Raw genomic sequence first — 26,818 nt, 5'->3', positions numbered from 1 at the left:
ATAATCAAGAGCTGTAATTGTTTCAGTCTATACCCAAATCACCCCAGAGTGCATCAACCCGTTCCTTGACTTCCTGCGTCATGGTTATGGTTTGCCCCCATTCCCGATCGGTTTCTCCGGGCCATTTATTCGTAGCATCAAAACCCACCTTGGAACCAAGACCTGCAACGGGTGAAGCGAAATCCAGATAATCAATGGGAGTGTTTTCAACAAAGACGCAGTCCCGCTTGGGATCCATTCGAGTCGTCATGGCCCAGATGACATCGTTCCAGTCTCTGGCATTGACATCATCGTCGGTGACAACAACGAACTTGGTATACATAAATTGTCTGAGGAATGACCATACACCGAGCATGACTCGCTTGGCATGACCCGGGTATTCCTTACGCAGGGTCACCACCGCCATTCGGTAAGAACAGCCTTCCGGAGGCAGATAAAAGTCCACGATTTCCGGAAACTGCTTTTTCAGAATGGGGACAAATACCTCATTCAGGGCCACTCCCAGGATAGCGGGCTCATCGGGAGGCCTGCCTGTGTAGGTGCTGTGATAGATGGGATCTCTTCTGTGAGTAATACACTCTACGGTAAAGACCGGAAAACGTTCCACTTCGTTGTAGTAACCGGTGTGATCACCGAACGGGCCTTCGTCTGCCATCTCTCCCGGATAGATATGCCCTTCCAGAACAATCTCGGCACTGGCAGGTACCTGAAGATCGTTGGTGATGCTTTTAACCAGTTCGGTTTTACTGCCTCTTAACAGGCCTGCAAAGGCATACTCTGAAAGACTGTCAGGCACTGGGGTTACTGCCCCCAGGATAGTAGCTGGATCAGCACCCAGAGCTACCGTTACGGGGAAAGGCTTGTCAGGGTATTGCTGATGCCAATCCCTGAAGTCCAGAGCACCGCCACGATGAGAGAGCCAGCGCATGATCAGTTTGTTTTTACCAATCAGCTGTTGCCGATAAATTCCGAGGTTCTGTCGATCCTTTCCAGGGCCTTTGGTGATGACCAGAGGCCAGGTGACCAGAGGGCCCGCATCGCCGGGCCAGCAGGTTTGAACAGGAATCCGGTTCAGATCTATCTCATCACCTTTGAGCACGACTTCCTGACAGAGGGCTTTACTGACCACTTTGGGCCCCATGTTCAACACTTGTCTGAAGACAGGCAGCTTTGTCAAAGCATCACGGAAGCCCTTGGGTGGATCGGGTTCCTTAAGATATGCCAGGAGCTGACCTATCTCCTTCAGCGCACTGACATTATCCTGCCCCATACCCAGAGCCACCCGGCGCTCTGTGCCAAACAGATTGGCCAGTACCGGCATGTCATAACCTTTTGGATTTTCGAACAGCAGTGCCGGCCCTTTCTTGCGAAGCGTTCGGTCGCTGATTTCGGTCATTTCCAGATACGGATCGACTTCGGTCTTGATTCTGACGAGTTCACCCTGCTTTTCCAGCAGCTTGATGAAGTCCCGTAGGTCCCTGTATTTCATTGGAAGTTAAAGCTGAGGCTGAGAGAAGATGGGGACAGGCTGACCTGTCCCCGGATAATGATGGATTACTTCCGCTTCATAGACTGGAAGAATTCTTCATTGGTCTTGGTGTGCTTCATGCGGTCCAGCAGGAATTCAATGGCGCCGATTTCGTCCATTGGGTGCAGGATCTTGCGCAGAATCCACATGCGCTGCAATTCTTCTTCTGTGGTCAGGTAGTCTTCACGACGAGTACCGGACTTGTTGAAGTTAATGGCAGGGAAAACACGCTTTTCAGCGATGCGACGGTCGAGGTTCAGTTCCATGTTACCAGTACCTTTGAATTCCTCGAAGATCACTTCGTCCATTTTCGAGCCAGTGTCCACCAGGGCGGTAGCCATAATGGTCAGACTGCCACCTTCCTCAATGTTACGGGCAGCACCAAAGAAACGTTTGGGACGCTCCAGAGCGTGGGCATCAACACCACCGGTCAGAACTTTACCGGAAGAAGGAATAACTGTGTTGTAGGCACGAGCCAGGCGGGTAATGGAGTCCAGCAGGATCACCACGTCTTTCTTATGCTCAACCAGTCGCTTGGCTTTTTCCAAAACCATTTCAGCCACTTGCACGTGTCGCGATGGAGGCTCGTCAAAGGTCGAGGCCACCACTTCACCACGCACGGAACGGGCCATTTCGGTCACTTCCTCCGGACGCTCATCAATCAACAGAACGATCAGGTGGCATTCGGGGTTGTTACGGGTGATATTAGCTGCAATATTCTGCAGCATCAGGGTCTTACCAGCCTTAGGGGGGGACACGATCAGACCACGCTGACCTTTACCGATTGGAGCCACCAGGTCGATAATTCGTCCTGTTAAATCCTCGGTGGAGCCGTTACCCATCTCCATGACCAGACGATCCTGTGGAAACAACGGGGTCAGGTTTTCAAATAGAATTTTATTACGGGCGTTTTCTGGCTGGTCAAAGTTAATTTCATTGACTTTTAGCAGTGCGAAATAGCGTTCACCCTCTTTAGGTGGTCGAATTTTACCCGCAATGCTATCACCGGTTCTCAGATTGAATCGACGAATCTGACTGGGTGAAACATAAATATCATCAGGACCCGCCAGATAAGAACTGTCGGAAGAGCGCAGGAAGCCGAAGCCATCCTGCAGGATCTCAAGAACACCATCGCCATAGATGTCTTCCCCGCTGCGGGCGTGGCGCTTCAGGATTGAGAAAATTACGTCCTGCTTCCGGGAACGGGCCAGATTTTCAAGGCCCATTTCATTAGCGATCGCCAGAAGTTCAGGAACAGATTTTTTTTTCAGTTCGGTAAGATGCATAAGAGTTCGCGAACGTTAAATTGAAAGGTAATGGCCGTCGTAGTTGCAGGAAGATCAGATATTATTGAGATTATTATTTTCAGCATCGTTTAATATCGATGCCTGCCTAAGCTCATAAAAACGGCTTTCAAGCTGTAACCACATCGTAAAGGCTAGCTCGAAACAAACGTGGCCGGAGTATCCACTACTGCTGTTCAGAAGGACCTTCAAAGCTCCAGAAAAGCATTCAACAGGCTTACCTGAAACAAGCAGATCTAATAACTCCCGAATTAACAGTCTATATCCTTTTCTGGAAAATAATCAAGAACTCCTGCTACGTCAACTTTTCAGAAACTTTTTGTTGAGAAATATTTCCCTTCGGAGCAAGCATGAAAACAGCTATTTCGTATCTGTGTTTTTGATTTTCATCAGCCTCATTCTGACGATGATGGATGGGCGCCGGACTATCCTGACTCATTGCTTTGTGATATCACACAATGCTGTGAAACCAGCTGGATGATTCGACTTCATCCGGCTGATTTTTTCCAGAAATCTCTTGGCCGGGAGTATCAGAAAGCTTCTGAAATCTCTAAAGCCGTAAGATTGATTCTGTTACAGGTTGCTATCAAGAAATGCTGTCAGCTGAGACTTGGACAGGGCTCCAACCTTGGTCGCTTCAACATTGCCACCCTTGAACAGCATCAGTGTTGGAATGCCTCGAACGCCATACTTTGGAGGTGTGGCTTCGTTGTCATCAATGTTCAGTTTACAGATTTTCAGTTTGCCGTCGTAGTCCAGTGCGATTTCGTCCAGTACGGGCGCGATCATTTTGCAGGGACCACACCATTCAGCCCAATAGTCGACCAGTACAGGACATTCTGCCTTCAGCACGTCCTCTTCGAAGGTAGCGTCTGTCACATTGACAATTTCGCTCATGGAATGGATCTCCTAGCCATTTTGCTTAATGTCAGAGCCCGAATCATAGCAAAGGGATGATCCCGGAAACAAATTCGATCACTCTGATTTTATTGTGGGTGGTAGTTTACAGAGTTATGATTATTTGTATACGGCTGTCAGCATGAATCAGATTTTGCAGCCTGTAATTGATGACTCATGGGATGTTTATTTTTCATCATCAGAAACTTGAAAGTATGGCTTTTTTCCTTTCACGAAATCTCTGCCAAAACCTGTAAACAGAAGCTTTAAGCGCAAGCAGCCCGGTATACAACAATGTGCGGCTGACAGTAAATGTGCTGTAACCAGAGCCTTCTGTTATATTGCTGGTTTATGTTAGCCAGCACCATGATTTGCATGACAAAAACTGATTGTCTGGTCATGGCCTGATTATTCAACCAACCGTCAGCTCAACGGGCCCCGGGTGAAAAAAACCGGACTGATTGCTGCGGGAGTGTCGAAGAAGAACATTATGACAGACCAGGGTCGTATTGAGTCCAACAGCCAGCCTCTCGTGGCAGCTATTGATCTGGGTTCCAACAGTTTTCACATGATTGTCGCCAGAGTGGAACAGGGGGAAATCAGGCCGATTGAACGACTTGGAGAAAAAGTACAGTTGGCTGCCGGTCTGAGTGAGGATGATTGTCTTTCTGAGCAGGCCATGAAAAGAGGACTGAATTGCCTGGCACAGTTTGCCCAGTATATGTCCGGAAGGCACTTTCAGGCACTTAGGGTCGTTGGCACCAATGCCCTTAGAAAAGCGAAGAACAGCAGCGATTTTGTCGAAAAAGCTGAAAAAATCCTCAATCATCCTATTGAAATTATTGCCGGTCGGGAAGAGGCCCGTCTGATCTATTTGGGCGTAGCCCAGACTCAATCAGACGACAATGATCGTCGAGTTGTGGTCGATATTGGTGGTGGCAGCACCGAGCTGATTGTAGGTGAGCGCTTCGAACCCAGACTGCTCGAGAGTCTTCATATGGGTTGTGTGGCCTATACCGACCGGTTTTTTCCCGGCGCAGAGCTGTCCCCCGAGCGCTTTCAGTCGGCTTATTATGCGGCGCGCCTGGAACTCCTGAATATTGAACAAGCCTACAAAAATCTTGGTTGGGTGGATGCGGTGGGCTCCTCTGGCTCTATTCGGGCAGTGAGTTCGATTCTCTCAGCCATGGGCCATGGTGAAATTATTACCCATGAAAAAATGGACATGCTCAAAAGTCAGGTTCTGGAATTCAGTCACACTGGCAGAGTCCGTTTCCCTGGCCTGAAACCGGATCGGCAGGCTATCTTCCCTGCCGGGCTGGCCATTTTGATGGCCTGTTTTGACGCTTTCGAGATAGAAAGGATGCAATACTCAGAGGGTGCTCTTCGGGAGGGCGTTCTTTACGACATGCTGGGTCGGGACCGTCATGAGGATGTCAGGGGCCGGACCCTGTCGGCATTGATGAAACGCTATCATGTTGACCTGACCAATGCAGAAGGGATTAACCGTTACTCACAGGCCTGTTTTGATCAGGTCAGAAAGAGCTGGGGACTGGTGGCTTCTGATCGGGAGTTATTGAACTGGGCTTCACTGGTGTGCGAGGTAGGCCTGGATATTTCACATGCACAATACAACCGTCATGGCGCTTATCTGATCCAGCACTCGGATCTGATGGGGTTCAATAAAGAGCAGCAGAGAAAGCTGGCTCTGCTGGTGCATGGGCATCGCAGAGCCATTCCGAAAGGCTTGCTTGAACATTCAGACAGCAACCTGCTGTTAAAGCTGACTGTGCTCCTGCGTCTGGGGATTGTGCTCAATCATATACGGGACGGGGCTTTCTCCCATTATGATTTAAAAGCGGGTCACCGTACTCTGAATGTTAGCTTTGAATCAGGTTGGTTAGGAGATCACCCCCTGACAGCAGCCGACTTTGAACGAGAAAAAATGTATCTGAATAAGGTCGGCTTCAAATTAACTGTGAACTGATGGATCGGGGGGCTGTTCGGAAGACATATCAAATTCCTGATACTCTTCCCTGTCCCTTGTGAGCATGATGACGGCACCGTCAATCAGGTTTGTGCAGGCATCGTGAACATGAGCGCTGTCGTTCAATAGTGAGCTTGCAATAAATGGGTCGACCTGTCCGGAGCGAATCAGTTCGTTCAGAGTCTCGTTGGTTTGCCCGTCTCTTTCCCTGAGTTCTTTCTTCAGTTGTTCCGCATGTTCACGGATATGGCTGTAACTGCGACGAACGCCCAAAATGTCAACCAGCTTTAGAACGGAAGCCAGACAGAGCCTCAATTGATTGTACTGTTCCCGAATCTGCTCATTTTCCGACTGGGTGTATTTGCCCATGTTCTTGTAAATATGCTTGACGTGCTTGATGGCCTGAACAAAATCACGACAGGCCACCTTCAGGGCAAACAGCTCCTGAGCTTGCTGCCTGGGGAGTTTACCTTCCAGGGCACCAGAATACTGGACAATATCCGCATAGATACCCTTTATGTGGCGAATATAAAGTTCCTTGATCGTCCAGGGCTGGTCATCCCTGCGCCAGCTCTGAACCAACTCTTCGAGGTTGTCAGACTCACGAAGCTTTTCACCGCTGAGATAAATGCCATAACAGATCAACTCAAGAGTATTGCGATAGAGATGTCCACACTCCTTGGTAATGGCTCTCAATGCGGTATCGGGATAACTGAGAGTGACCGGGTTCAGGTAAATAGCTCTTTCAACCTTCAAAGATTCATCCCCCGCAAGATTTAATGGAACCTGCGGAGTGCTCTCGGTAAAGAGCATCTGTAGCCAATGCACCATTTTATTGAGGAAGGGCAAAAGGGTCACGATACCAATGATGTTGAACAGGCTATGAAAGATGGCCAGCTTCAAGGTGTAATTATTCGCGGCAATACCATAAACAGAAGCCAGATAGTCCACTGCCCCCATCAGAGGTTTGAGAGCAGCAATAGCAATGGTGGCCGTGACGACATTAAAAGCAAGGTGGGCAACAGCCAGCCTTTTACCTTCTGCGTTGGCACTGATGGCTCCAAGGATGGCTGTAATCGTGGTGCCAATATTTGAGCCGATGGCCAGGGCCAGGGCATTCTCATAGCTGAGCTGACCTGCAGCAAGAGCCGAGAATGTCAAAACCATTGTTGCGTTGGTTGACTGCATAATGATGGTGGCCAGCATACCTAACCCGGTATACACCAGCACCCCCGAAAAGCCCTGCATGGCAAATTCAGCCAGGTCAATGGAGCTTTTGAAGGCATCAAAGCCCACCTTCATGTAGTGGATACCGAGGAACAGAAAGCCTATACCAAGAAGGATGTAACCTAATCCATTAATATTCTTGTACTTGTTGGATTTCAGGAGCACTCCTATCACTAAAAGGGGCATGGCATAGGTTGACAATTTAACCTTCAAGCCAAAAACAGCCACCAGCCAGGCACCGGCTGTACTGCCAAGATTTGCACCAAAAATAATCCCGATTCCTGCCGTCAGGCCTATCAGTCCGGCACTGAGAAAGGAAATGACGATAACCGAAACCAAAGAGCTGGATTGCAAAAAAGCGGTGGAAATCACACCAAAGGACAGGCTTTTCCAGACCTTATCGGTAGTTTTCTTGAGCAGAGCTTCAAGAAGCCCTCCGGTATAGACCTTGAAGCCCTGCTCCAGATAAACCATGCCAAACAAAAAAATAGCAACACCAGCCGCTATCTCGCGAAATTCGGGGCTGACCCAGAAACCATAGATCAGCATTACAATGATAGAAGGTAAAAAAAGTCGGCTTAACATGCCTGATTGAAAGCTCATAAACATTCCGAACGCTGACTTCATTACCGTCCTTATCGGCGCGTTGGTTCGGACTTTTCAATTAATTTATCTGTAGCAAAACTGTCACTAAAGAGTCAGGACTGAGGCCCGATAATATGGGTTCCCGAGATTCTAATGCCTGATCAGCAGTATGGAATAGCCTCGCGGGTAAAGATGACAGAGATGAGAAACATTCAAAGAGCTGTGACGGCAAGTTTCATAACAGGGAACTTCGTTCAGATGGTTGAGTAACAAGGTTAGGAAGATGGCCGGAAATCTGATAGTTAAAGATCGAATCACCTGCGAGCAGGGGCGATTATATCAATGCCTGCGAAATGGTCGGATCAAGGTACTGATGGACACTGGTGAGGTCAGAGAGTACTTTGCCAAAGATCTGGTGGCTACACTGGCCTCCAGTCCGGCGGCAGAGCTCTCCAAAAGACGTTGTCTGAAGCAGTGACATAATGGACTAAAGTGCACTAATAAATGAAGGCCTGTTTTTTCAGGCCTTTTTTCTGACACTTCCTACCCTGTCAAAAATTTACGACGATTTTGCTAATTCAGCCTGTCGCCCGGAAATGCCCATGGCGTATTTCATGACTTCCTTCACGGCAGGCTTTGATTTAGCGGCAAGACTCAATGCAACGTTTCTCAAAACCTTCAGGGGCAAACTGTTGTTGCTGAAAGCAAGGTAGAAAGCATCCATAGTACTCATCATCAATTGATTGTCTCTGCGACGAGCTTTTTCGTATCGCGACAGTACTTTCTGGCTACCCAGCGACTCACCCGCTTGAAAGGCATCAGTCAGTACTTCTGCCAGCCAGGCAACATCCTGAAAGCCCAGATTGACCCCCTGACCCGCAAGAGGGTTGATGGTGTGTGCGGCATCGCCTGCCAACACCACTCCATTAGTGAAATAGTTCATGGCATGACGACGGGCCAGCGGGAACGAGCCTCTCCCGTGCAGCTTAAGCAACGGTGGTAACTCTTTGGGAAAAGTCGATGACAGCTCTTCCAGAAAGTCAGTGTCCGAAAGTTTCATGAGTTTCTGGACATTCTCAGGCAAGTTATACCAGACAATAGACGCATAACTTTTGCTGTCGATATCGGGCAGTGGCAGAAAGGCTTCCGGTCCGGTAGGCGTGAAAGCCTGCCAGGTAATGTCCTGCAAGCCGCCTTCAATCTCTACAGTAGCCACCAGACACTGTTGCTCATATTCACGAGTGTCAAGACGAATATTGGCTTGCTCCCTGACTCTGGACTGGGCACCGTCAGCCCCGATAAGCAGATCCGCTTTAAATACACTTCCATCCTGCAGCATGATTTCAGGCTTTTCACCCTTTAGATTCATACTTTCAATAGTTGCCGGGGCGAACAAGGATACCGACTCTATATCTTTGAGCCTTTTTAAAAGACCCAGCTGAGTGATGCGATTCTCGACAATAAAACCCAGCTGGTCGTGCCTGATATCTGCTGCGTTGAATACGGTTTGATTAGGACGCTTATCCGTTTCACTGCCGGGCGGAAAGTGCAATTTCTCCCATACAGCCATGCGTCGGTATGGGCACATTCTCATGGTTTGCAGGTATGGCCAGACTCCCAGGTTTTTCAGAATCTGCTCTGATGCATAGCTCAGTGCCGACACTCTCAGGTCCGGCAACTGATCAGGTTTGAATGCTGACGGTAAGGCCCGGTCAAAAACTGCAATACGAATACCTTTGAGACCCAGAGCACAAGCAATTGCGGCACCCACCATACCTGCGCCAACCACCAGTACATCGTAGTTTTCTGATTTCACCATAGCCTCACTTCCCATTAACCCAAACTGTGCAGATAACCGGCCCATATGACCACAGGGCCGCTGAATGCTCAACTACCCGAATCAGGAAGGATGTCGCAGCATCTAACAAATAAAAACCAATTTTCTTGCATATCAATCAACTGCTGCTAAATACATTGTCATCATAAATAAAATTTATTAAGTGAGTATTCAAATGCAGTATCGGTTTCTTCCGATAGTCCCACTCCTTGTGTCATTTTACAGTGAAGCAGGACAATGGCCTAACTTAGCCCAGTATTCAACTTCTTATTATTACAACCAACCCAAAATAATAATGGACCGGAATCTTCCACATTTACTTCAATTGTCGGAAGCTCCCAAAGTACCATGGACCGATGAATTATTTTATCATCCCGAAACACCCCCCCTGAGTGGAACAAAAACACTTTTTCAATTGAATATTGCTACAGCTGGTGCTTCCTGTGTTGAGATTTCTGAAGCCGATGGCGGTGTTTTCGTCAGTGCATTTAAAGACGCAGAAGGAACTTCCAAAACAACACCTGCATTAGAGCAGGTCTATCTGAATCAACTGGATATTCTCAGACTGAACAGAATCAGTCTTATTTTTGACTCTCAGGTCAACACCATGAAATTTTCTTTTCATGGAAAAACCTTCATTATTTCCGAATTCAGCGATTCTGAAATTTTCGAACCCTATCACTCATACCTGGTCCCGGCTATCTTGTTAATGCCCGAAGTCCTGCAACTGGTTGTCAATCTGGTCCAGCACCTGAATGAACACCCTTATGGTATAGAGGGAGAAGAAGCTTTCCCCGGGGGAATGCTCGAACAGGCTGACGAGAATGAGTATTTCATTTTTCCCGACATGACTCTGTTTCCCACTCAGCCCAACACAGGCTTCTGCAGGGGCAGCAGTCACTGTGTTCCCCTGAGTCAATATGCCTGGCTGGTCTATTCAGGGCATGGGAAAGCAGCGATTATCAGTGATCCTTATTCCTCCGATGAGCCTATGGATGGAAAAAAAGGAAAAAGAGGTAATGGCGATAGAGGGAAAAAAACGGTCTATAGACCAGCACCTGCCGGATTGACTAACTTCCGGGTCGGTAATGTCCGAAATGGATACGTCGGGCTTGGCTCAGGCGGTGAAGAAAATGATCCACCTGAAAGAGCAACAGATTATTCCAGAACACCTCCAGAAGACAGAAACGAATTTGAAGATGACGAAACTTCTTTCCTGCTACCTGAAGATGATGAAGCTGACGAGCGAGATGCTCAATCAAGGTCTGATCTGGAAAGATCTACAATTGCCAGACTGAATCGTAATGCAGAAAAAGGCAGACGCATCGAAACTGTCCAGATAGAAAAATTCGCAAATTTCAGAGGCCGTTTTTATCGTATAAATCATGGTAAAAGAAGCTGGAAGAAGCTGACGGATGACCAAAGCGTTCAATTCGATGAATCAAAGGAAGCGTCGCAGAAACCATCCACACCACCACCTGAAGCACCTGCAACTTCTGATCAGGAATCAGCTGAAACAGAGACAACAGTCATGCCTCCTGACACAGCTCCATTGCTGGTAGCGAAGGATGAAGAAGAGTCCGTAGTCAGTTCTGGCCCTTCAAAAAACAGAGAGCTGCGCAAAGGTATGTCATCCAAAGAAAGGAGGTTACTCATCAACATTGATGAGATTTAGACATCAGACTCGCTGTCATTTTGATACTCGTCTTTGTCTTTTTGACGGGCCCGACGCTCAGAAAGTTTTCGGGCCCCACGCTTCTTATTGCGTTTTTTTGAAGCTTTTCGGGATCGCAGATTTCGGGCAGAGTTGAGCCCCCGCTCCTTTTGAGGGACTTTTGGCTGATACTCATCGCCCGCCTGATGAGAACCTTCACCCTGATCGCCTGAGCTTTTGTCTGGGTTTTCACCATAGTCCAGTGCAGTGGAAGTAGAAGACGGATTGATTTTCATCAGTTGCGCTTCCTTGCTGACCTATTGAATGAGTGTATCCTGAAAAATCTTTACCTCCAAGCGTAATCAGCTAAATCGTCACAAACCTTGAAAGCAGTTCTGCCAAATGGCTGGAAGACAAATAAAAAACAATTTTTTTGCATATCGATCAACTACTGCTAAAAATAACCTTTGCATAAATAATGTTGATTAAGTACCTGGCCAGTTGGTTTCGCATATTCTGGCGAGTGGATTTTTTCATCCTTCAAAGCGCAACGACGGGCGCGTAGCCATAGCTACGCAACCAGAGTTGGAACGCAGAAGGATGGAAAAAGCCGCCGTCCAGAATATGCGAAACCAACTGGTTAGGTACTAAAGTGGAGTATACAAATGCAGTATCGGTTGCTTCCGATAGTCCCTCTCCTTGTGTCATTTTACAGTGAAGCAGGACAATGGTCTGACCTGGTCCATCATTCGATTTCTTATAACTACCAACCCAAAACAACGGACTTATACCTATCACCTATAGAAGTATTGAAGCTTCCTGAAGCACAATGGACTGATACTTTTTTTTATCAACCTGAAGCGTCCCCTCTGAGTAAAACAAAAACATTTCTTCCATTAAATGTTGCCACTTTCGGCTCCTCCTCTATTGAGATATCTGAAGCCGATGAAGGTGTTTTCGTCACTGCATTTAAAGTCGCAGATAGAACTTCCAAAACAACATCTGCATTAGAGCAGGTCTATCTGAATCATTTGGATATTCTCAGACTGAACAAGATAAGGCTGGTGTTTGATTCTCAGTTCAACACCATGAGATTTTCTTTTCATGGAAAAACGTTCATTATTTCTGAATTCAGCAATTCTGAGATTTCCGAACCCTATCACTCATTCCTGGTCCCGGCTATCTTATTAATGCCGGAAGTTCTTCAACTGATTGTCAACCTGATCCAGCACCTGAATGAACATCCTGACGGCTTGGAAGGAAAAGAAGCTTTCCCTGGGGGAGTGCTGAAACAGGCTGAAGTAAATGAGTATTTTATTTTTCCCGACATGACTCTTTTTCCCACTTATCCCAACACAAGCTTCTGCAGGGGCAGCAGTTACTGTGTTCCCCTGAGCCAATATGCCTGGCTGGTCTATTCAGGGCATGGTAAAGCAACCATTATCAGCGATCCTTATTCCTCCGAAGAGCCTATGGACGCAGATACTGGAAAAGAAGGTGAGGGAGGTGAAGTGAAAAAGCCTGCCTATGCACCTCTTCTTGGCGGGTTCACTGACTTTCGAACAGGTAATATCGGCAGTGGTGGAGGTATTGGGGCTGGCTCAGGCGGTGAAGACAATGATCCACCGGAAAGAGCAACCGATTATTCCCGTACTCCTCCAGAAGACAGAAACGAGTCTGATTATGTTTATATCTCTTTAATGAATGACATCTCTTTGCTTTTAGACAAGGTTAGTGAAGTCTACGAGCGACAAGGCTGGACCTTCTCTGACAGGGAAAAAGCTACAGTAATTTATGCACCTGAAGGCGTAAGATTTAATGCATTTTCTTTTGAGGCATACTCTGGAGCAGAGATTCCGAAAGATATGCCACAGGAAGAACTCGAGAAGCTGCGATACGCTTTAGTGCTCGCCCAGGATGCTATTGGTGATAAATTTAAAGTTATAGGCATAAGACATCTTATACAGAAGCTGAAAAACCTCATTGGCAAATCCGATGATTCAAGAGAAGCTTCGACAGAAGCACCTGTTACTTCTGCTCAGGGATCTTCTGAAACAGAAACAACCGTCACCACTCCTGACACGGACGCCGGGGCTACAAATGATGCAAGTGGTGGCTACCGTCACTGGATGTTCCTGAAATCTTATGGCACGCTGTACGGCTGCGGTTATATTTTTGAAGACGTAAAGATGCAGCCAGATGATTCCCACACCAGCATGTCAGATGGCTCAGGGAAAGCTTCGCCAGAAGCACCTGTCCCTTCTGCTCAGGGATCTTCTGAAACAGAAACAACCGTCACCACTCCTGACACGGACTCCGGGGCTACAAGTGATGCAGGTGGTGGCTACCGTCACTGGATGTTCCTGAAATCTTATGGCGAGCTGTACGGTCGCGGTTATATTTTAGAAGACGTAAAGATGCAGCCAGATGATTCCCATACCAGCATGTCAGATGGCTCAGGGAAAGCTTTGACAGAAGCACCTGTCCCTTCTGCTCAGGGATCTTCTGAAACAGAAACAACTGTCACAGATGTTGACACGGCCTCCTTGCTGACGAACGATCAAGAACAGTCCGACGTCGATCCAGATTCTTCAAACATAGGAACGCTCCAGGAAGATAGTCCAGACAAAGAATTGGACTTAGTTGATCAGCATTAGTGACTTGCATCACTTGTGACGGATACTTTGGCAAGGAGAACTGATTATGTGTTTTGGAGGTGGTGGCGGATCAGCAAAGTGCCCTGAACCAGGGTGGGTTCTTTGGCACCATTGGGACGGTGGCGGGGATTGGGGCTGCTGCGCTGTTTTAGTCGTCGGGGAGCCAGTCTTCTGTCATAATCTGGTCAAACGTCCATGGGCATTGGTCTGGAAAGCTGTTGTTGTTCACAAGATAACGTTTGTTGGTTATGAATAGGTTCATCTGCTCGATAGCTCTTTTTTTAGCTTTAGGGTAACTGTTTGATAAAGACTCGTCCTGCCGGGGTTGTAGGTGTGGGTGTTTTTTAATTAAATCACTAATGTCGTTACGTGCATTGGAAATACTGATAAACCAGCTTCTAAAAGTCTTGGGTTCATACAGGTTTGGGTTAATAACAAAGGTTTGGTAATGATACTTGAGTAAGTGCAATACCAGAGTAACAAGATGAGATTCCAGATTATCGGCATAATCCCCCATTCGTAGCTCCATAGCCTCCAACAAATTGTCGATGTCAAGCTGGTCAAATTGTCGCTGGGCTAGCAAATCCCGTTGCTGTCCTAGCCACTTGTGGTAGTCAGTTCTGTATAAATCAGTCATTGTCTGTCTCCGGTAGCCAGTCTTCTGTCATGATCTGTTCAAAGGTCCACGGGCATTGGTCTGGGAAGCTGCTTCTATCAAGTTTCTGGCTTTCACTACGGGCGTGTTGATTCATCTCCTTAACTGCAAGCTTTTTGCTATCTTGATAAACGTCGGTTATCAGCTCATCAGCCTTGGATTCCAGACAGCGGTCACCCTTTAAATGGCGATTGATCTGAACTCTTGATTGCCCAATACTAGTGACCCATAAATGGGCTACCATACTTTCCACCCAAGGGTCTTTTAACACTCGTTTCTGATAATCGTATTTGAGTAGATGCAGCAACAAGATAGTTAAATGAGACTCAAAAGCCTTGATACTGTTGCCCATCTCGTACTCCATCGCCTCCAGAAGATTGTCTATGTCGAGCTGGTCAAATTGCCGCTGAGCCAGTAACTCCCGTTGCTTGCTGAGCCATTGGGTGTAATCGGTTTTGTATAGGTTTTCCATAAATCACCTCCATTGCCCTTCCACTGTAGGCAAATAGCAGAAGGGAATCAAAATGAATTACCAAAGCACAGATGCCTTTGCCGGGGGCTTTGCCCGTGGTTTTGGACTGGTCAATTCGGCCATTGATGCCAAGGAGAACCGTCAGTATCGAAAACAAATGATGGGGATGCAGAAACTAAGTTTAAGCAACTATTTTCAAAGAGAAACAAAGGCTCTAGTCTATGCTGTTTATTTTCATTGAACCGGTACCTCTGTCATCTTATGCAACAGAAGCCTATCGTCATTTTTGACTCCGGAGTCGGAGGTCTCAGCATCTACCAGAAAGTCAGGGAGAAACTGCCGTCTCTGTCCGTGATTTACTGCTCTGACAGTGAAGGTTTTCCCTATGGCCCAAAGTCTGAAAATGATGTGGTTGACCGAACTCTTCATTGCCTGTCACGGCTGGTTAATAACTTTCACCCCTCCCTGGCCATCATCGCCTGCAATACAGCCAGCACAGTTTCTCTGCCCAGGGCCCGCCAGCTGCTCGAAATTCCTGTTGTTGGCGTTGTGCCAGCCATCAAACCTGCCAGCCAGACTTCAAAAAAACGCTGCATTGGCCTTCTGGCCACGCCGGGAACCGTTGGAAGAGAATATACCAGTCAGCTGATCCATGAATTCGCAGGAGACTGTGAGGTGATTCGGGTAGGCAGTAGTGAACTGGTGCACCTTGCTGAACAACATCTGCGCGGTGAAAAAATAAACCCTGATGATCTGAAAAAGATTATTGAACCGCTGTTCAATGGCACTAACTGGCCAGACTGTATCGTTTTGGGTTGCACCCATTTTCCATTGGTTCAGGAACTTCTGGATTCTGTCGTACCCGCCCCCGTTACCTGGATTGATTCCGGTGAAGCTATCGCCCGCAGAGTGGCCTCTTTGCTGGAGGTGCATTATTCCCATCATGAAGGGCCTGTTGAACATCGCTTCCTTTATACGGGCTCAAACAAATCAGTCACATCATTGCTGCCTGCCCTGGAAGCCATGAATTTTTCGGAAATAACCTGTCTGGACTGCCTGACCGGGATTACCCCGTCAGGCTGACAATCAAAGTTCTCAGAAATGTTGTAATACTCAGTGGCATGCATCAAAGGATACATGGGTCTGTTTTGCCTGCCTGCTGTGATCCGGATTCTCGTCTACGCTCAATGCCATGAGTTCATTATCTGTCAAAAACCAATCAGCAGTTTTCAATCCATTTGATACCTGAAAGGCGATGTTATGTTTATTCAAAAATTAAGATATTCAAATTACAGTCTGGTGTTGATGCTCATCATGCTGCCACTTGTTTCACCTTATGCCCGTTCTTCTCCATATTTAAACTCTAATTCCTGGCTACAATCTCTGGCAACCATGTTTGTTCTCCACTCCGCTATTAACCGTCCTGACAATCAAAATAGCGGCTTTGCAGATGCCAAAAATCTTAAAACTTGCGAAGGTAGCTGTCAGTTTGAGCCACAGTTGCATGAATATTTTAAAGGCACAGTTGTTCTTTTTGTCAGGATTGATCATGGCCCTTGCCCGACAGGGAATTTTGATGAAAAAGAGGAGATTTGGTTTGGGCTCTGGAATCGTCAATATAAGTGGGTCGATTTTTTTATGATGAAGTTAGAAAATCATACATTGGATACAAGAAAAGGTTACGAAGGACGGTTTTCTTATTCTTACAAAGGAGATGCGGCAGGCGCTAATCTGAAAATCTTTTTTAAGGATGTACAGCCAGAAGAGGCCGGATTTTATGGCGCACGCATCCGTTATGACTCCTTCCCACCAGTTATGTTCAGCTGCGATCTTGAACTAAGACACATTCATCATGGGCCAGTGAATCCAAACATTGCTGTTCTTGAGGGCAATGAAGCCAGATTCCAGTATAGGTTCAACCCCACTGTTGATAATGAGATACCATCACTGGATTCGGTTCGCTTTGGCCCCCAGCAAAAAAATGGCAGTATCGAAACCTACCTTTATTGGCAGAAAGACAAGGCAGAAAGTATTTCCTATGAAAATGCCGAAAGACAAGTACCGATGAATTTTTCCAGTCCGGGAAACACATCGCTGAGTTTTTCCAATCTGAAAAATATTTCACTGGATCTTTCCAATCTTGGAAACTACACCTTCGCTGTGACTATGCACGGAGTCAATTTAACTGATGCTGGTCGTTATCTTTGTGATATAGAAGTGACACGCTCTCTAAAAACTTTCCACACGCTAACCACAGACCTGGTTGTCAAAGCAAATCTCTCCGACCCTGAGGTGGTAGAAGCATCCACCCAAAGCCCATTTTCGCAAACGCATACTTTCTATCCCGGAGATACCAGAACCCAAAAAGCAGATCTTGCCAATAGACTCAACTCACCCATAGCTATACATCAGCCAATATCTCAAGAACCGCCTCAACAGGAGTGTCTTTATCCCAACCCCGACTGGAAAAAATTATCACGAGATTACAGTAAGGGAATAGAGACAGGAATCGCCGTTGGAATCCCCGTGGGGTTCGTTTTAACTACTATAGCTGCTGGTATTATCTATTATGTTCGCAATTTGCGAAAAAACCATCACCATCATCTTATTGAGGGCGAGTTTATTCCTGGTTATGATGTAATTATGCTTGACACCAAATGATCATTAAGTAACTGGCCAGATACTTATGAACAGAATTTTAACCCTATTCATGCTGCTATTCACTGCAATAACTTATGCAGAATGGGTAAAAGTAAACCCGGGCAAATACTCTGACTATTATCATATGCAATATGAACTGAAGTCTGGCGAGTACAGGATTAACGAGCACTATGGTTTTAACCAGGGTGGTCAATTTGAAATATTGGTGCCCAAAAAATACTTTCCTATACCTGCACCAAACTGCAAAAAAAATATCATTATACGAATGCCAGCTTCAGAGAATGAAGGGCGAAAACGAGCACTGTACGATAAGCTGCTGGCGGGAGAGTCAGTAGTAGTCACATTGGAACTTAACCCTTATGTCAATGTCACCAACGAATCGCCATTAGAATTGGAGTTACAGTACTGTAACGTGTTTTTCAGACAAAAGTGGGGGGATTACTACGACGCACTGTGAATCACGCTACAAAATCAATTGCGGCACTCCTCACCTGAATTAAGGCTGTCGCAAAGCTCTCGTTTCCATGCAGGGACCCACAGGGTCTGAAAACTTGGGAACCAGGGTTTTGCGACACCCTCTTTAGACGGGGGAAGATCCAGGTCGCTGACCAGATGCTTATACCTACAACGGACTCAGGTTAGCGTAAGCCATCATCAACCATTTTGAACCTTCCGAATCAAAGTTGACCTGAACCCGGGCCTGGCCGCCTTCACCCTCATAATTCAGGACCACCCCTTCACCAAAGACATCATGATGAACACGCTGGCCTAAAGCCAATCCATGGTCAGATGTTTGAACAGAAACCGGACGAGTAATTGATCCACCCAGACGCACTTCCTGCATCAGCTCGCCGGGAATTTCCCGAATAAAGCGGGAAGGGCGATTCATGGTGTCACTCCCGTAGAGTCTGCGATTCTCTGCATAGGTAAGATAGAGCTTTTCCATAGCCCGGGTAATCCCGACGTAACAGAGTCGTCTTTCTTCTTCCAGGTTACCTTCTTCCAGAGACATCTTATGGGGGAACAGACCTTCTTCCAGACCGGCAAGAAAAACCAGCGGAAACTCCAAACCCTTAGCTGAATGAAGGGTCATCATCTGAACGCTGTCTGTAAATGGGTCAGCTTGATTGTCTCCGGCTTCCAGAGCCGCGTGGGCCAGAAATGCTGCCAGCGGAGACATGGGCTCTGTCTCTTCATCCTGATCGAAGTCTTCAATATCAAATTCGCTGCAGGCGGTGACCAGTTCCTCCAGGTTTTCTACCCTGGCACGACCTTTTTCCCCTTTCTCTTTCTCATGATGATCAATCAAACCAGAGACGGATATTACATGGTCGGCCAACTCCCCCAGATTCAGCTCATCACCTGAAGCACTCAGGCTTTCTATCAAGTCAACAAATTCACCCAGAGAACGACCGGCTTTGCCACCAATGGCACTGGCGGCAACAACAGTTTTGACGGCACCCCATAAACTCAGGCCCTGTGAACGGGCTGTTTCACGGAGTTTTTCAACGGTTTTTTCACCAATGCCACGAGTAGGAATATTGATAACCCTTTCGAGGGAAGTGTCGTCATCAGGTGAGCTGACCAGTCTCAGATAGGCCAGAGCATTCTTGATTTCCGCCCGTTCAAAAAACCGCTGACCACCATAAATTCGGTAGGGAATGGAAGCCCTGAGCATGGCTTCTTCGAGAATACGGGACTGGGCATTGGAGCGATAAAGTATCGCTATACCACTGCGAGCCATGCCCTGTTCAGAAGCCTCACGAATACGATCGGTGATAAATCGGGCTTCATCCATTTCGTTAAAACCGGCATAAAGCTGGATGGGCTCTCCTTCATAACCGCTGGTCCAGAGCTCTTTACCCAGCCTGTCCGGGTTATTGGCAATCACTGCATTGGCTGCACGCAAGATGTTACTGGTAGAGCGATAATTTTGCTCAAGACGAATGGTTTGGGCTTTCGGAAAGTCTTTTGAGAATTGTCGTATGTTTTCAATACGGGCACCACGCCAGCCATAGATCGACTGATCGTCATCACCGACGATCATCATTTTGTCCTGATCACCGGTCAAGATCCTCAACCAGGCATACTGAATGGCGTTAGTATCTTGAAATTCGTCCACCAGCAGGTAACGGAATCGCTCTTGATAGTGCTGAAGAATATCCGGTCTTTTCAGCCAGAGCTCATGTGAACGTAGCAGCAGCTCACCAAAATCAACAACACCTGTTTGGTTGCAATAGTCATGATAAGCCCGGTAAACATCCAGCATGGTTCTTTCAAAAGGATCATAACCCGGATCGATATAGTCAGGTCTGAGCCCTTCATCTTTCTTGCTGTTAATGTACCATTGGGCCTGACGGGGAGGCCACTTCTGTTCATCAAGGTTCATGGCCTTCATCAGACGTTTGATCACCCTCAGCTGATCATCGCTGTCGAGTATCTGAAAGTTCTCAGGCAAGCCTGCATCCTTAAAGTGAGCCCTCAACAACCGGTGAGCCAGCCCGTGGAAAGTTCCAACCCACATGCCACGAGGTGGAATCCCGAGCAGTTCTTCGATACGGCTTCGCATCTCTGCCGCTGCCTTGTTGGTAAAAGTCACTGCCATAATGGAGTAGGGCGACATGCCTTCAGCCTGAATCAGCCAGGCAATACGATGCACCAGTACCCGGGTTTTACCACTGCCAGCTCCTGCCAGAACCAGCAGTGAACCCGGAGGACTTGTGACCGCCTGTCGCTGGGCATCGTTCAGGGAGTCAATGATAGGGGTTACGTCCATAGACAGCATTCTTTCCAGCTAGATAAAAACCATGCAGTCCGGCTGCTCAATGCGCAACCAGAGCCGTTAAGGAATTGTACAAGGTTTTAGCAACATCGTCGTAAACTCTCGTTTGGACGAAGGTTTAAGACAATTCTGCTAAAAATCACTAACGTGAGACATATCTCACACACTTTGTCGTATTTTTCTCTTGTTCTTCTCAAACATTTTTCATAATTTCGTAACTGTCAGAAAGCATCATAAAAACAATAAAAATCAAAAAGAACAAAGAGGTGCCGCCATGGCTAACAAAGATATACAGCTTAAGAAAGATTATCTTCAGGAAGAAGAAATTGTTCGAGACGATTTACCTAATAAAGGTTCAAAGCGCGCACTGCAGATTCGAAGGGCCCTGGAAGACAGAAAAGAAACCAAAAAACTCAGCTCGTTCTTCGGCGACAGCTACTGGGGTGATGTTTGACCATTCATTTTTTCAGCCCCTTATCAAGGGGCTGAGATTTTGCTGACCATTCCAGATTTTACTTTCCCACCGCTTTCTCTATCGCAATCCTGATATAATCTGACTCTCTTGCCGTTGTCTGTTTAGCAGCCATTAACCATCTTATTTGCGAGCTAGAAAACAAACAACAAATCGATTTGTTAGAAAAACACGGGCATTTACTACCAGAAGTGTTATAGTATAACGTTTGTTTTAGATACTGATACAGTTGCCTCCCTATGATTTCCTCAAGAAAACCAAAGATAATACTCTGGCTGGCTGGCCTTTTTCTCTCTTTGTCGGTCTGGAGCAATGAACCGCCCAAAGTACTGACCTCTATTAAACCTTTACAACTGATTGCGGCTTCCATCACCGAAGGTGTTACTTCTGCTGACGTGTTACTTCCTGCTGGTGCTTCTCCCCACAGTTACAGCCTGAAGCCTTCAGACGCCAGAAAGCTTTATGAAGCCGATTTTGTTTTCTGGGTCGGACCCGATATGGAAGTCTTTCTGGATAAAACCCTGTCAGGTTCAATAAAAGCGACCTCCGTGCCTTTAATGCAGGAAAGTGAGTTAAAGCTTCTGAAAATTAATGAAGGCGAAGAAGAGAACCATGATAATCATGGTGGAGAAAACCACGATGATCATGCCGGAGAAGATCATGATGATCATGAGAACCATGATGACCATGCCGGGGAAAGCCATCATCACCACGGCGAGTATGACGTCCACATCTGGCTAAGCCCCGATAACGCCATAGCGATAGCCAAAACCCTGTCAGAGAAGCTGAGTGAGCTGGACCCTGGGCATAAAAAGCAATACACAGATAATTACAACGCATTCAAAAAAGCGGTACAGGCAGCAGATAAGCGCAACATCAGCAAACTGACTGACTACCATAATCAGCCCATGTTCGTTTTCCATGATGCTTATGGTTACCTTCAGAAGCATTACGAGCTGAATATTGTCGATCATTTCACTGCAAACCCGGAACAGCAGCCGGGTGCGAAACATCTGACTCATCTGCAAGAGAAGCTTAAAAAAGCCGGTAATAGCTGCGTTTTCCGTGAACCGCAGTTCCAGCCTGCTTATATTGACAGGATCATTGAAGACACCAACGCCCATGTTGCTGTGCTCGACCCTCTGGCCACAGATGTCGCTGTCGGCCCTGATGGTTATATCGAGTTTATGGACAGTTTGACCAACACCATCGTCAGCTGCCTGAAGCAGTAATTACAATTTAACAAGAGCCCCGTTAAAAAGAGCCCCGTGAACCTGCAATTGACAGGTGATCGGGGTATTTACTGAAGCCTGAGCCCCATAAAACTGCCACCAAGAAACGCGGCTACTGCCAGAAAAGGCAGCAGGGAAGCCAGCAGGGTTACCCACATTTTCAACTTTGAACGCTCCAGACGCAGATTCCATCGTTCTTCCGAAAAGGTCTGGTCATCATCCAGCTCTGTGGATAACCCGCAGCTTGAACAGGTCACCTGCCACATTTCAGTGTCCCCAACCATCATGCTGGCCAACTCTGCTTCGCCCAGACAACAGGGACACTTTTCCAGTTTCATAACGCCTCCTTGCATTTATGCACACATCAATGACAGTTTTTTCCACATCTTTTAACAGGTTATCCACAGATAAAACCTTTACTCAAGGATTATCTTATTCATTAGCTGGCCCTAATGTCACACCTCTGCCAGAGTTTCAAATGGCAATATCGCCAGCTAAATGAACACGTATGTTTTGAGTCAGGGCTTGTGTGGCAAATGCCTGAATCACTTGTTTCAGATTTTCTTGCGGCACATAGGCAATAGAAATATGGTTGCTCTGGTGACCCGCCATCAGGTCGTCACGACCCACTCCGTCCAGTACACAGTTCATCAAAGGCCACTCTTTGCAGGTTGCATTAAGACGACGCTGAAACTCTTCCTGAGGCAGTTCGAAGGCCGTACCGGTACCGATATGCATGTGAACGTCTGTACCCTCATAGTGCGCTCGAGCCCACACAAACCTGCCTGCTTTACTCTGGCCGCTCACCGTAGAGCCGCCTAAGGGGAAGTACATGGCAGGCTGTCGGTGACCGATAGCACCGCCGATTCCCCCCTTGATGTGTTCGAAAGGTACAGAGCCGGAAATTTCGAAATCCCAATAAAATGTACCTTCAAACTCACTGCCCCAGCGAATATCGTGCAGCGTTGTCTCCGATGGCAGACCCAGACTGTCGAGCAGGCGAAACAGCATGGTTTGTGGAATAGCGGTCCCCATGTCTACCTCGTTAATGCAGGGAATGGGCTTGCCTTCGGAAATCACGTCTCCATTGTCGTCTTTAATCGGAAAGCGGGCGGTTGAGCCGATGGCACCTTCTGCAAAGTCCGAGGCAGCACAACTGTCTTTCAAACCCTGTTGATACTGAACCCCAACGCTTGTCAGGCCAAAACGTTTGGTCGCACGAGCCATGGCAATCATCATGGCGCACTGCTCTTTTACCTGCTCGCGGGTCAGCTCGGTGGCAGCATCGCTACCAAATTTGAAGGCCATACCGCGATCGACATACCATTGCAAACACTCCTCACGCAGCTCTTCTGAAACAAGACTCATGTCGTGCAAAAGCGCGGACTGGGATAATGCCTCAATGGGCATACCAATCCTGACCAGGCATTCCTGTGGGAATACGCCGTTCATCATGCCCATGCAGAACATGTCGTAAAGTCCCATAATCTCCTTGTTTTCGAGAATGTATTCTCCCACCTGCTGACCTATTTTACCGGCTTCAGTGCCAGTCACAGGGTGTTCTTTGGTGATCTCTTTCAGGTAGGAGGTATCGTGTTCAATCTGTCCGCTTTCCAGCCAGGCTTGCAGACCCATGTAAAAGAAATCATCATCAAAGTTTTCGGACCACAGGCGGCTGTAATCTTTGCCAAGACTGGTCAGGGTGCCAGCCATACACAATGCCCCCACCAGACCGGGCCATGTGCCATCGAAGTTAGCCAGCAACAGGATAGGGCCCCTGTGATGAACCAGAGAGGGTGCTATGTGATGCGAGTATTGCCACGCGGTCATCAGCACAATAACCGGAGCCTCAGGGTTAATCGAGGCCAGAACATCAGAGCCTTCACGCTGGTTGCTGATGAATCCGTGTCCCTGTTCCTCTTTTACGGGATGGGCGCGGCGGGCACTGAAATCAAACTTCTCTTTCAAGACCGCCTCCAGTTTTCTCTCAAAAGACTGCTGAACATCCCAGCATGTCTGATTCGCAGTATCCCTGAGATCGCCATTTGCAATAACAAAGACTTCTTTATTTTGCAGGGCAACAGGTTGTCTTTTCTCAGGCAGGGTCAGGGTTAAAGCAGTCACAATTTAAACCTCCTTAGGCCGTCTTTGTCTGATTAAAATTCACTCATAATGTTTTTGTACTTCATCTGGTCTTCGAACATTTCTTGAAAAACCTTGTACTTGGCATCATGAAAAGCCCGGGTTGATGTTTGGGGTTTGATAACCTTGCCTGTGGATGACATAGCGGACATGGCATCCTTTAACCCGGCAAAATCACCGCAGGCCGTTGCCGCCAGCATGGCAGAACCAAGGATCACCGCTTCGTCCTCTTTACTCAGGATGATTTCGCAACCCGTCGCATTAGCGTGTTCACGAAGCCACAAGGGATTTTTTGTAACTCCGCCACACATATGTATGCGATTTATTTGATGCCCGGCATTGTTCATTGTCTCAATGATATGACGTGTGCCGTAGGACACTGATTGGATAGCAGCCATGTAAATTTTAGCCAGTTCGGTCAGGTCCTCATTTAATGACAAGCCTGAAACCATGCCTTTTAAATAAGGGTTAGCCCGAGGTGAACGGTTGCCATGATGGTAGCCCAGCAGATGGAAATGGGCGGTAAAATGGGGATTTTCAGACTCAAGGCGGGCCACCTCTTGGTTCAGAATCTCATATGTACTGCGCTTTTGCTGCTCAGCCAGTTTCATGAGTTCAGGATAAAAAGCATGGTCGCGGATAACGTGGTCGATCAGAGAGCCGACGGCCGACTGTCCTCCTTCATTCAGCCACAGGCCCGGCACCATAGCACCCCAATATGGTCCCCAGACACCATCAACAAAGACAGGTTTGCTGCTAACGGCCATATGACAGGAAGAAGTTCCGCCAATAATGGCCAGTGTTGATTCAGGCTGGTCGCCAATAATGCCAAGCCCTCCTGCATGGGCATCAATCATGCCAACTGAAACGATGGTACTGGTTGTCAGCCCCAGCTCTTTTGCTGCTTCATCAGTCAGCTGTCCAGCAGGCGAACCGGGATCAATGATTGTCTGACCGATTTTTTCATCGACAATCAGGTCTTCCAGATCCAGCTGCTGAAACAGAGAGGTATCCCAACGTTGGTCGTGGGCAAGATAAGTCCATTTGCACACCTTGGTACAAGTGCTCCGAAGGTCCTTGCCACTGGAGCGGTAAACCAGGTAATCCGACAGGTCGAAAAAACGTGCAGTGCGTTCATAATGCTTCGGCAGGTGACGTTTTAACCATTTCAGTTTAGGCAGTCCCATTTCGGGGCTGACTTCGCCACCGACAAACTTCAGAACCTCACTGTTGGTGGCATTGATTTCGGCTGCCTCGGTTAATGCCCGGTGATCCATCCACATGATGATATTCTGATCATCCCGTTCTGTGGGCGAAACGGTCACAGGGTTATTATTTGCATCAACAGAGACCAGGGAACAGGTTGCGTCAAACCCGATGCCCTTTACCTGTTCCGGATTGATAGCTGAATCCTTCAAAACGGTGCTTACAACCTTGCAGACCTGTTCCCAGATATCAGACGACGATTGTTCAACAAAGTCTGCGGCAGGGCGAAACTGCCTGATTGGACTGACGGCCAGGGCAATTTTCTCTCCCTTTGCATTGAACAATCCCGCCCGGGCACTGCCGGAGCCGACATCGACGCCTATGTAGAAATGTTGCATAAGTTGTTGTCAGAGAACCCTCGCAGATGACTTCGGGGATGATGAATGTTTGGCGCGTATATAGGTTCCTGACATAGACACACAGCTCCTCGGGCTATTTTGCTGAATCAATATTAGGCTATAAAACAGACAGCGTATTTTTATTACGGAATCTATTGTGATGAGACTGAATCAAGATCCAAATGTATTACTCATGGGCCACCCTCTGCTGTTTCAGGAACAACCCCAGGTCGACGTCAGAGAAATAACTTCAGATGACTTTCAGCACAACCTTGAGATTCTCAAGCTGAAGCAATTAAGTACCCTTGGAGTAGGACTTGCCGCCCCCCAGATAGGTTGGCCCGCCCGTGTTCTCAGTGTTGGTATTTCAGAACTTAACCGGTTCAGATATCCACAGGCTCCGGACATCCCTTTTGCATTCTGGATCAATCCACAAATCACCGATTTCAGTAAAAATACCTGCTGGACCTGGGAAGGCTGCCTTTCAGTTCCGGGCATGAGAGCCTGGATTGAGCGCCCTGAAAGCATCACAGTGGTTGGATATAACGAACACGGAGAGCGGCAGGAAAGCAACCTTTCAGGCTTTACTGCCCGGATAATGCAGCATGAACTGGATCACCTTAACGGGAAGCTTTTCCCTGTGAGGGTGGAAGATAAAAGTCTGATAATTCCCAATCAGTCGATTGAGTATCAGGAAGAATGGGCAGAAGGCTGGCCAACAGAAAATGCCCGCAAGACGACGCGCGGCCAGATTTCTAATAGGTGCTGATAAAACTAGAAGATCTCATCGCCGCCATCAATCAGATGGGTCGTATCATCCTGATCACGTAACTCTTCACGATACCGGCGACGGTTCAATAACTTCTTCTGAACCGGATCTGGCAGCTCGGTAAACTGAATGATCTGCTTATCAATGAGCAGGTCAATCAAATCTTCAAGTACCCGGATAAAGTCGGCATCCGCCGCCTGCATGACCTTGCCACCGATGGTCGGGTTTCGTTGCAGGAAGTTATGGACGGCTTCATCTTCAAGATTGACGATTTCCCAATCGTCAGTCAGCGGCTGGTCAGCAACCGCCTGAATTTCACCTTTCTCATCTTTGAGTGCGTATAGCATCCTGCT

24 protein-coding genes are annotated in these 26,818 nt (G+C 47.4%); 11 read left to right on the top strand and 13 right to left on the bottom strand.

Annotated features, from left to right (window positions below):
- Nucleotides 1-22 precede the first annotated feature (22 nt).
- The 3 genes from ubiD to trxA all read right to left on the bottom strand — a co-directional run bounded on the left by ubiD (nucleotide 23) and on the right by trxA (nucleotide 3,729).
- Nucleotides 23-1,489: a 4-hydroxy-3-polyprenylbenzoate decarboxylase gene (ubiD, locus tag ACOMHB_RS01215; protein WP_448215165.1), complete on the bottom strand. Its 1,467-nt coding sequence runs from the start codon at nucleotides 1,487-1,489 to the stop codon at nucleotides 23-25.
- A gap of 65 nt (nucleotides 1,490-1,554) precedes the next feature.
- Nucleotides 1,555-2,814 carry a transcription termination factor Rho gene (gene rho / locus ACOMHB_RS01210; protein WP_257276489.1) on the bottom strand — a complete coding sequence of 420 codons (1,260 nt, stop codon included), beginning with the start codon at nucleotides 2,812-2,814 and terminating at the stop codon, nucleotides 1,555-1,557.
- A 591-nt stretch (nucleotides 2,815-3,405) separates the two neighbouring features.
- Nucleotides 3,406-3,729 carry a thioredoxin TrxA gene (gene trxA / locus ACOMHB_RS01205; RefSeq protein WP_317144147.1) on the bottom strand — a complete coding sequence of 108 codons (324 nt, stop codon included), beginning with the start codon at nucleotides 3,727-3,729 and terminating at the stop codon, nucleotides 3,406-3,408.
- A 490-nt stretch (nucleotides 3,730-4,219) separates the two neighbouring features.
- On the opposite strand from trxA, the gene ppx reads away from it, so the two are divergent.
- Nucleotides 4,220-5,716: an exopolyphosphatase gene (gene ppx, locus ACOMHB_RS01200; RefSeq protein ID WP_448215164.1), complete on the top strand. Its 1,497-nt coding sequence runs from the start codon at nucleotides 4,220-4,222 to the stop codon at nucleotides 5,714-5,716.
- Here ppx and ACOMHB_RS01195 read toward each other — a convergent pair.
- On the bottom strand, nucleotides 5,702-7,546 hold the full coding sequence (locus ACOMHB_RS01195; RefSeq protein ID WP_448215163.1) for a Na/Pi cotransporter family protein: 1,845 nt from the start codon (nucleotides 7,544-7,546) through the stop codon (nucleotides 5,702-5,704). The two genes, ppx and ACOMHB_RS01195, sit on opposite strands and share 15 nt — an antisense overlap.
- 265 nt (nucleotides 7,547-7,811) lie before the next feature.
- On the opposite strand from ACOMHB_RS01195, the gene ACOMHB_RS01190 reads away from it, so the two are divergent.
- A complete protein-coding gene (locus ACOMHB_RS01190; RefSeq protein ID WP_422136167.1) occupies nucleotides 7,812-8,006 on the top strand; it encodes a hypothetical protein in 195 nt (64 codons plus the stop codon).
- An 81-nt stretch (nucleotides 8,007-8,087) separates the two neighbouring features.
- Here the strand turns inward: ACOMHB_RS01190 and ACOMHB_RS01185 are convergent, their stop codons facing one another.
- On the bottom strand, nucleotides 8,088-9,347 hold the full coding sequence (locus ACOMHB_RS01185) for an FAD-dependent monooxygenase (protein ID WP_448215162.1): 1,260 nt from the start codon (nucleotides 9,345-9,347) through the stop codon (nucleotides 8,088-8,090).
- Between the two features lie 433 nt (nucleotides 9,348-9,780).
- On the opposite strand from ACOMHB_RS01185, the gene ACOMHB_RS01180 reads away from it, so the two are divergent.
- The gene (locus tag ACOMHB_RS01180) at nucleotides 9,781-11,040 is read left to right on the top strand and encodes a hypothetical protein (protein WP_448215161.1); all 1,260 of its coding nucleotides are present in this window, start codon (nucleotides 9,781-9,783) and stop codon (nucleotides 11,038-11,040) included.
- On the opposite strand, the gene ACOMHB_RS01175 is transcribed toward ACOMHB_RS01180, so the two are convergent.
- Complete coding sequence (locus ACOMHB_RS01175; RefSeq protein WP_448215160.1) at nucleotides 11,037-11,315, bottom strand: hypothetical protein; 279 nt, start codon at nucleotides 11,313-11,315, stop codon at nucleotides 11,037-11,039. The genes ACOMHB_RS01180 and ACOMHB_RS01175 overlap by 4 nt on opposite strands.
- A 369-nt stretch (nucleotides 11,316-11,684) precedes the next feature.
- Between ACOMHB_RS01175 and ACOMHB_RS01170 the strand changes: the two genes are divergently transcribed.
- Complete coding sequence (locus ACOMHB_RS01170) at nucleotides 11,685-13,676, top strand: hypothetical protein (RefSeq protein ID WP_448215159.1); 1,992 nt, start codon at nucleotides 11,685-11,687, stop codon at nucleotides 13,674-13,676.
- A gap of 148 nt (nucleotides 13,677-13,824) precedes the next feature.
- Here the strand turns inward: ACOMHB_RS01170 and ACOMHB_RS01165 are convergent, their stop codons facing one another.
- Together ACOMHB_RS01165 and ACOMHB_RS01160 are read right to left on the bottom strand one after the other, a co-directional pair.
- Nucleotides 13,825-14,313 carry a DUF29 domain-containing protein gene (locus ACOMHB_RS01165; protein WP_448215158.1) on the bottom strand — a complete coding sequence of 163 codons (489 nt, stop codon included), beginning with the start codon at nucleotides 14,311-14,313 and terminating at the stop codon, nucleotides 13,825-13,827.
- On the bottom strand, nucleotides 14,306-14,803 hold the full coding sequence (locus ACOMHB_RS01160; RefSeq protein ID WP_448215157.1) for a DUF29 domain-containing protein: 498 nt from the start codon (nucleotides 14,801-14,803) through the stop codon (nucleotides 14,306-14,308). The genes ACOMHB_RS01165 and ACOMHB_RS01160 overlap by 8 nt, the downstream gene beginning before the upstream one ends.
- A 52-nt stretch (nucleotides 14,804-14,855) precedes the next feature.
- Between ACOMHB_RS01160 and ACOMHB_RS01155 the strand changes: the two genes are divergently transcribed.
- The 4 genes from ACOMHB_RS01155 (at nucleotide 14,856) to ACOMHB_RS01140 (ending at nucleotide 17,921) form a co-directional block, all read left to right on the top strand.
- On the top strand, nucleotides 14,856-15,044 hold the full coding sequence (locus ACOMHB_RS01155; protein ID WP_448215156.1) for a hypothetical protein: 189 nt from the start codon (nucleotides 14,856-14,858) through the stop codon (nucleotides 15,042-15,044).
- Between the two features lie 20 nt (nucleotides 15,045-15,064).
- Complete coding sequence (gene murI, locus ACOMHB_RS01150) at nucleotides 15,065-15,886, top strand: glutamate racemase (RefSeq protein WP_448215155.1); 822 nt, start codon at nucleotides 15,065-15,067, stop codon at nucleotides 15,884-15,886.
- Nucleotides 15,887-16,063: 177 nt separating this feature from the next.
- Complete coding sequence (locus ACOMHB_RS01145) at nucleotides 16,064-17,464, top strand: hypothetical protein (protein WP_448215154.1); 1,401 nt, start codon at nucleotides 16,064-16,066, stop codon at nucleotides 17,462-17,464.
- 25 nt (nucleotides 17,465-17,489) lie between these two features.
- The gene (locus tag ACOMHB_RS01140; protein ID WP_448215153.1) at nucleotides 17,490-17,921 is read left to right on the top strand and encodes a hypothetical protein; all 432 of its coding nucleotides are present in this window, start codon (nucleotides 17,490-17,492) and stop codon (nucleotides 17,919-17,921) included.
- 165 nt (nucleotides 17,922-18,086) lie between these two features.
- Here ACOMHB_RS01140 and uvrD read toward each other — a convergent pair whose 3' ends face one another.
- Nucleotides 18,087-20,240: a DNA helicase II gene (uvrD, locus tag ACOMHB_RS01135; protein WP_448215152.1), complete on the bottom strand. Its 2,154-nt coding sequence runs from the start codon at nucleotides 20,238-20,240 to the stop codon at nucleotides 18,087-18,089.
- A gap of 280 nt (nucleotides 20,241-20,520) precedes the next feature.
- On the opposite strand from uvrD, the gene ACOMHB_RS01130 reads away from it, so the two are divergent.
- The gene (locus tag ACOMHB_RS01130; RefSeq protein ID WP_317144168.1) at nucleotides 20,521-20,700 is read left to right on the top strand and encodes a hypothetical protein; all 180 of its coding nucleotides are present in this window, start codon (nucleotides 20,521-20,523) and stop codon (nucleotides 20,698-20,700) included.
- A 257-nt stretch (nucleotides 20,701-20,957) separates the two neighbouring features.
- Complete coding sequence (gene znuA, locus ACOMHB_RS01125; RefSeq protein WP_422139433.1) at nucleotides 20,958-21,950, top strand: zinc ABC transporter substrate-binding protein ZnuA; 993 nt, start codon at nucleotides 20,958-20,960, stop codon at nucleotides 21,948-21,950.
- A gap of 68 nt (nucleotides 21,951-22,018) precedes the next feature.
- Here znuA and ACOMHB_RS01120 read toward each other — a convergent pair whose 3' ends face one another.
- The 3 genes from ACOMHB_RS01120 to ACOMHB_RS01110 all read right to left on the bottom strand — a co-directional run bounded on the left by ACOMHB_RS01120 (nucleotide 22,019) and on the right by ACOMHB_RS01110 (nucleotide 25,696).
- The gene (locus ACOMHB_RS01120) at nucleotides 22,019-22,288 is read right to left on the bottom strand and encodes a hypothetical protein (RefSeq protein WP_422136151.1); all 270 of its coding nucleotides are present in this window, start codon (nucleotides 22,286-22,288) and stop codon (nucleotides 22,019-22,021) included.
- 136 nt (nucleotides 22,289-22,424) lie between these two features.
- Nucleotides 22,425-24,074: a hypothetical protein gene (locus tag ACOMHB_RS01115; protein WP_448215151.1), complete on the bottom strand. Its 1,650-nt coding sequence runs from the start codon at nucleotides 24,072-24,074 to the stop codon at nucleotides 22,425-22,427.
- Nucleotides 24,075-24,106: 32 nt separating this feature from the next.
- A complete protein-coding gene (locus tag ACOMHB_RS01110) occupies nucleotides 24,107-25,696 on the bottom strand; it encodes an FGGY-family carbohydrate kinase (protein WP_448215150.1) in 1,590 nt (529 codons plus the stop codon).
- A 160-nt stretch (nucleotides 25,697-25,856) separates the two neighbouring features.
- Between ACOMHB_RS01110 and def the strand changes: the two genes are divergently transcribed.
- The gene (def, locus tag ACOMHB_RS01105; RefSeq protein WP_448215149.1) at nucleotides 25,857-26,465 is read left to right on the top strand and encodes a peptide deformylase; all 609 of its coding nucleotides are present in this window, start codon (nucleotides 25,857-25,859) and stop codon (nucleotides 26,463-26,465) included.
- Nucleotides 26,466-26,470: 5 nt separating this feature from the next.
- On the opposite strand, the gene ACOMHB_RS01100 is transcribed toward def, so the two are convergent.
- A complete protein-coding gene (locus ACOMHB_RS01100; protein ID WP_448215148.1) occupies nucleotides 26,471-26,812 on the bottom strand; it encodes a hypothetical protein in 342 nt (113 codons plus the stop codon).
- Nucleotides 26,813-26,818 lie beyond the last annotated feature (6 nt).

The sequence above is a fragment of the Endozoicomonas sp. 2B-B genome (assembly GCF_053470045.1).
Note: the sequence above shows the minus strand (reverse complement) of the source record. Positions and strands in the feature narration are given on the sequence as shown.

Bases quoted from the DNA above. Each gene is read 5' to 3' on its own strand.
- ubiD (WP_448215165.1), bottom strand. From the start codon at position 1,489: ATGAAATACAGGGACCTACGGGACTTCATCAAGCTGCTGGAAAAGCAG.
- rho (WP_257276489.1), bottom strand. From the start codon at position 2,814: ATGCATCTTACCGAACTGAAAAAAAAATCTGTTCCTGAACTTCTGGCG.
- trxA (WP_317144147.1), bottom strand. From the start codon at position 3,729: ATGAGCGAAATTGTCAATGTGACAGACGCTACCTTCGAAGAGGACGTG.
- ppx (WP_448215164.1), top strand. From the start codon at position 4,220: ATGACAGACCAGGGTCGTATTGAGTCCAACAGCCAGCCTCTCGTGGCA.
- ACOMHB_RS01195 (WP_448215163.1), bottom strand. From the start codon at position 7,546: ATGAGCTTTCAATCAGGCATGTTAAGCCGACTTTTTTTACCTTCTATC.
- ACOMHB_RS01190 (WP_422136167.1), top strand. From the start codon at position 7,812: ATGGCCGGAAATCTGATAGTTAAAGATCGAATCACCTGCGAGCAGGGG.
- ACOMHB_RS01185 (WP_448215162.1), bottom strand. From the start codon at position 9,347: ATGGTGAAATCAGAAAACTACGATGTACTGGTGGTTGGCGCAGGTATG.
- ACOMHB_RS01175 (WP_448215160.1), bottom strand. From the start codon at position 11,315: ATGAAAATCAATCCGTCTTCTACTTCCACTGCACTGGACTATGGTGAA.
- ACOMHB_RS01170 (WP_448215159.1), top strand. From the start codon at position 11,685: ATGCAGTATCGGTTGCTTCCGATAGTCCCTCTCCTTGTGTCATTTTAC.
- ACOMHB_RS01165 (WP_448215158.1), bottom strand. From the start codon at position 14,313: ATGACTGATTTATACAGAACTGACTACCACAAGTGGCTAGGACAGCAA.
- ACOMHB_RS01160 (WP_448215157.1), bottom strand. From the start codon at position 14,803: ATGGAAAACCTATACAAAACCGATTACACCCAATGGCTCAGCAAGCAA.
- ACOMHB_RS01155 (WP_448215156.1), top strand. From the start codon at position 14,856: ATGAATTACCAAAGCACAGATGCCTTTGCCGGGGGCTTTGCCCGTGGT.
- murI (WP_448215155.1), top strand. From the start codon at position 15,065: ATGCAACAGAAGCCTATCGTCATTTTTGACTCCGGAGTCGGAGGTCTC.
- ACOMHB_RS01145 (WP_448215154.1), top strand. From the start codon at position 16,064: ATGTTTATTCAAAAATTAAGATATTCAAATTACAGTCTGGTGTTGATG.
- ACOMHB_RS01140 (WP_448215153.1), top strand. From the start codon at position 17,490: ATGAACAGAATTTTAACCCTATTCATGCTGCTATTCACTGCAATAACT.
- uvrD (WP_448215152.1), bottom strand. From the start codon at position 20,240: ATGGACGTAACCCCTATCATTGACTCCCTGAACGATGCCCAGCGACAG.
- ACOMHB_RS01130 (WP_317144168.1), top strand. From the start codon at position 20,521: ATGGCTAACAAAGATATACAGCTTAAGAAAGATTATCTTCAGGAAGAA.
- znuA (WP_422139433.1), top strand. From the start codon at position 20,958: ATGATTTCCTCAAGAAAACCAAAGATAATACTCTGGCTGGCTGGCCTT.
- ACOMHB_RS01120 (WP_422136151.1), bottom strand. From the start codon at position 22,288: ATGAAACTGGAAAAGTGTCCCTGTTGTCTGGGCGAAGCAGAGTTGGCC.
- ACOMHB_RS01110 (WP_448215150.1), bottom strand. From the start codon at position 25,696: ATGCAACATTTCTACATAGGCGTCGATGTCGGCTCCGGCAGTGCCCGG.
- def (WP_448215149.1), top strand. From the start codon at position 25,857: ATGAGACTGAATCAAGATCCAAATGTATTACTCATGGGCCACCCTCTG.
- ACOMHB_RS01100 (WP_448215148.1), bottom strand. From the start codon at position 26,812: ATGCTATACGCACTCAAAGATGAGAAAGGTGAAATTCAGGCGGTTGCT.